Annotated in this window: 1 protein-coding gene and 2 pseudogenes; all 3 read right to left on the bottom strand. The window is 66.5% G+C overall.

Features of this window, described 5'->3' with window-relative positions; translation table 11 throughout:
* Positions 1–648 (bottom strand): annotated as a pseudogene (locus JCM9942_RS11585) (translocation/assembly module TamB domain-containing protein); the annotation flags it as partial.
* A 77-nt stretch (positions 649–725) separates the two neighbouring features.
* On the bottom strand, positions 726–2,522 hold the full coding sequence (locus JCM9942_RS11580) for an autotransporter assembly complex protein TamA (protein WP_057505730.1): 1,797 nt from the start codon (positions 2,520–2,522) through the stop codon (positions 726–728).
* A 124-nt stretch (positions 2,523–2,646) separates the two neighbouring features.
* A pseudogene (gene glyS, locus JCM9942_RS11575) lies at positions 2,647–4,208 on the bottom strand (glycine--tRNA ligase subunit beta); the annotation flags it as partial.

The following is a 4,208-nucleotide window of genomic DNA, read 5'->3' as shown; positions in this document are numbered from 1 at the left end:
CGGCGCCTGGCCCGGCCGCGCCGGCATCAGCGCACGCACGGTCAGGTCGGTGGCGTAGTCCTCACGCGGCAGGTAATGGCCATCGATGCGGAAATCCCCCAGATTGCTGTTGATCCTGAGCTGGCTGGCGCTGAACTCGCCCTCGGCCGCTTCCAGCCCGCCGCGGATGCGGGTGATGTCGATCAACGGCTCCTGCAGCCGGGTGATGCGCAGGCCGTCGATCACGATGCTGTCGGCCTGCAGCGCCAGCGGCAGCGCGATGGGCGGCAATACATCCGGCCAGCGCGGCAGCTCGAACGGTTTGTCTTCCGGCGGGCCCAGCTCCAGCGCAGCATCGGTGATGCGCAGCGCGTCCAGGCGCAGCTTGCGCCCGAGCAGCGGACGGATATCCGGATCCAGGTAGGCCTGGGCGGCGCTGAAATGCAGGTCCTGATAGCGGAAATCCAGGTCGTGCAGGATCAGTGGGCCGGCCAGCGGGCCCTCGGCCTTGCTCCAGGTCAGCGAGGAACCGGCCGGCAGCCGTGCCACCACCTGCGCCAGCAGCACCTCGCGCCCGGCCACGGTCTGCAGCAGCCAGTACAGCGCGAACAGCGCCAGCAACAGCAGCGCGGTGACGGTGATGCCACTGCGGATCGCCAGCGTGCGCAGCCGCGCCTTGCGCCTGGCGCGCAGTTCGGCGATACGCGCCTCGCGTTCTTCGGGCGTCACTTCTTCCGGCACCCGGCTCACAGGTCCGCTCCGATGTTCAGATACAGCTGGAACTGCGAATCGGGACTGTTCAGGCCGTGGGCGATGTCGATGCGCACCGGGCCCACCGGCGATTTCCAGCGCATGCCCAGGCCCACACCGGTATGCAGGTCGATGGTGTTGTCAAAGGCGCTGCCGGTATCGACAAACACCGCCGCGCCCCAGGGACCCCCGTTGAAGTAATGCTCGTATTCGGCCGAACCCACGACCAGATGCTTGGCGCCGAGCGCGAACCGGTCCGGCGCCGGCGTGCGCGGACCGACTTCGCGATAGGCGTAGCCGCGGATGGAGCGGTCGCCACCGGCGAAATAGCGCAGGCTCGGCGGCATCGCCACCAGATCACTGGTCCAGGTACTGCCGGCCTGGCCGCGCAGGATCAGGCGGTCGGCCGCACCGACCGGCAGGTACCAGCGCAGCGTCGCATCGGCCTGCAGGAAACTGGTGTCCGAGCCGGCGCCACCGATACCCCCGCGCAGCGTCGCGTTGCCGCTGATGCCGCGACGCGGAAAGCGCTCATCATCCACGTCCACGTAATCGGCGGTCAGCTGCGGATAGATCAGCGTGGAGTACTGGTACAGCGCATCGTTGACCGCATCACCGGAGCTGTAGCGCCAGCGCTCGCGCAGTGCGTTCATCGACACGATCGCGGTCCAGTAGTCGTTGATCTCGCCGCTGCGGCTGGCGATCAGCTTGACGTTGCGCAGGTCGATGTAATCGGTCTGCTCGTCGTAGGCGCTGAGCGCGTAGGTGTACCAGCCATCCAGCCAGCGGAAGCCGGGCACGCGGTAACTGGTGATGAAACTCTTGCGCTTCTGCGCATAGTCCAGCTGGGTGTTGAGCTTGTGACCGCGGCGGTTGACGTAGCGCCGCTCCACGCCACCGCGCACACCGGCGCCACTTTCCGAGCCGTAACTCAGGCCGGCGGTGTAGATGGTGCGTTTGGCACGGGTCAGCTTCACGTCCACCGGCACCTCGCCATTGTCGTCGGCCAGCTCCGGGTGCGGCTGGATGTCGATGACGCTGAAGTAGTCCAGCTTGGTCAGCGATTCGCGCAGGCGGTCCAGCTTGCCTTCGTGCCAGTAGCTGCCCTGCTCCCAGTACACCAGCGGCTCGAACAGGTCCGGCCGGAAGTAGTCCTGCTCGAAGCGGATCGGCCCCATGTTGTAGCGGCGGCCGCTGTCCCAGGTCAGGAAGATATCGGCCGCGTTCTCGGCACGGGTGACCTCGACCCGGCGCTGGGTGAAATCCGCATCGAAATAGCCACGCTCGGCCAGACGCCGGGTGATGGTGACCTTGCTGGCCTCGTAGTTGACCGAATCGAACACCTGGCCGCTCTTGGGTTCGAAGGCGGCCAGGTCCTTCTGCAGATACTGGTCGCGTGCCGCCGGGCCGGTGATGATCACCTCCTCCTGGCGCACCCGCACCTGCTCGCCCTTGTCCACCTGGATCACCACCTGCAGCGTATCGCCTTCGCGCGGGGCCTCCACGGTGATGGTCGGATTGTAGAAACCGAACGGCTCCAGCGCCTTGCGGGTCTGCCGCTCGGCCTGCGACAGCAGGTATTCCAGCCGCGATTCGCCCTGCACCTTGCCGATCGCGTCATAGACGGACAGCGATACCTCGATGTTCTCGATGATCTCGGCATCGCTCCCCTTGTCCAGCCCCTTGAGCTGCACCTTGTCGATCGTGCCGCGAGCGTGGGACAGGGGCGCGGCCAGCAGGGCGGCGAACAGAAGAGGCAACGTGATTCGTAGAGGCGGCATGGGCAGCAGCATACCGGCCTGAACGTGACCGGCAAAATCGCGGTTCACTACTCAAAACCGGCGTGAAATCCACGTAAAGAAAAATAAAAACAAAGCCCGCTTGCGCGGGCCTTGTTCAACTCGTGCCAGACGGCCGTCAGCTCGACAGATGCTCGATCGCCGCGACGCTGCCGAGGCGGTCACCGAGCGTGCGCAGCAGCGCCAGCCGGTTGCCACGCAGGGCCAAGTCGTCGGCGTTGACCATCACCTGGTCGAAGAACGCATCCACCTGCGGACGCAGGCGGGCCAGGCGACCGAGCACGGCCACATAGTCCTTCTGCGCCAGCGCGATGCCGGTGTCGTCGATGGCCGCGGTCACCGCTTCGGCCAGTTCGCTCTCGGCCGGCTCGCGCAGCAGCGAGGCGTCGATCGTGCCCGGAATCTCACCTTCGGCCTTGCGCAGGATGTTGCGGATGCGCTTGTTGGCCGCAGCCAGCGCCTCGGCTTCGGGCAGCTGGGCGAAGATGCTGATGGCGTCGAGGCGACGGTCGAAGTCGTACAGCGAAGCCGGCTTCAGTTCCGCGACGGCGTTGAAGTGGGTCGCCGGCACGCCCTTGTCGGCGTAGTAGCCTTCAGGCGATCGAGAATGAAGTCGTACAGCTCGTTCGCATCGGCCTGCACCGTGCGCTCGACCAGTCCGGCATTGGCTGCGGCAAGCAGCGCGCGCAGATCCAGATCAAACCCCGACTCGATGAGCGTGCGCGCCAGACCCAAGGCATTGCGACGCAGCGCGAACGGATCCTTGTTGCCGGTCGGCTTCAGGCCTGCGGCAAAGCCGCCGGCCAAGGTATCCAGACGCTCGGCAATGGCCAGCACCTTGCCCAGCGTCGAGGCGGCGATGGCATCGGCGGCAAAGCGCGGCTGGTAGGCCTCGTCGATGGCCAGCGCCACCGCCGGCGACTCGCCACCGGCCACGGCGTAATGACGGCCGGCGATGCCCTGCAGCTCGGGGAACTCGCCCACCATGCGCGACTGCAGGTCGTTCTTGGCCAGTTCGGCGGCACGCCTGGCCTGCACCGGATCGGCACCGACCTGCGGCGCGATCACCTGCGCCAGCGTGCTGACTCGCAGCACCTTGTCGGCGATGCTGCCCAGCTTGGCCTGGTAGGTGACGGTCTTCAGACCGTCGCCCATCGCTTCCAGCCCCTGCTTGAGGTCCTCGTCGAAGAAGAACTTGGCGTCGGAAAAGCGCGGACGGATCACCCGCTCGTAGCCCTTGGAAACTTCAGCCACGACCCTGGATTCGATGTTGGCGATGCCGATGAACTTCTCGGTCAGCTTGCCACCGGCATCGAGCACCGGGAAGAACTTCTGGTTGATCTCCATCGTCTCGATCAGCGCTTCCTGCGGCACGGCCAGGAACGCGCGCTCGAAACTGCACAGCACCGCGGCCGGCCATTCGACCAGGTTGACCACCTGCTCCAGGTTGTCCTCGGTGATGCGCGCCACGCCACCGGCCTGGGCGGCCGCGGCGTTGACCTCGGCGACGATGCGCGCACGGCGCGCATCAGCATCGACCAGCACGTTGGCCGCCTTCAGCGACTCCACGTAATCGTTCGGATGGCTCAGCCACACCTGCTTGTCGGCCATGAAGCGGTGGCCACGGCTGAAGCGGTCGGCGCTCAGGCCCAGCAGCTCGGCCGGCACGATGTCGTTGCC

This window comes from Stenotrophomonas pictorum JCM 9942, assembly GCF_001310775.1.
Lineage (GTDB): Bacteria > Pseudomonadota > Gammaproteobacteria > Xanthomonadales > Xanthomonadaceae > Stenotrophomonas > Stenotrophomonas pictorum.
Note: the sequence above shows the minus strand (reverse complement) of the source record. Positions and strands in the feature narration are given on the sequence as shown.